At 67.1% G+C, this 234-nt stretch carries 1 protein-coding gene; it reads left to right on the plus strand.

Annotated elements, in window-relative coordinates; all coding sequences use genetic code 11:
• The coding region (locus ACQRAJ_RS08820) for an ATP-binding protein (protein ID WP_427748396.1) at positions 1-234 on the plus strand (234 nt) is incomplete at both ends.

A 234-nucleotide genomic window follows, 5' to 3' on the forward strand; every position in this document is an offset into this window, starting at 1 on the left:
GTCAGGGCGGGGCGCGAGGTCAGGTTCGTGGACTGCGCCCGGCTCGTCGAGGACCTGGAGGACGCCTCGTCGCGCGGCATCCTCAAGAAGAGGCTCAGGTACTACGCCCACTCGAGGCTGCTGATCATCGACGAGCTCGGCTACCTCGACGTCGGCAGCGCGGGCGCGGACCTGCTGTTCCAGCTGATATCGACGCGCTACGAGCGGCGCTCGACGATCATCACCACCAACGTG

The organism is Collinsella sp. SGI.184, assembly GCF_050313415.1.
Taxonomy (GTDB): domain Bacteria; phylum Actinomycetota; class Coriobacteriia; order Coriobacteriales; family Coriobacteriaceae; genus Collinsella.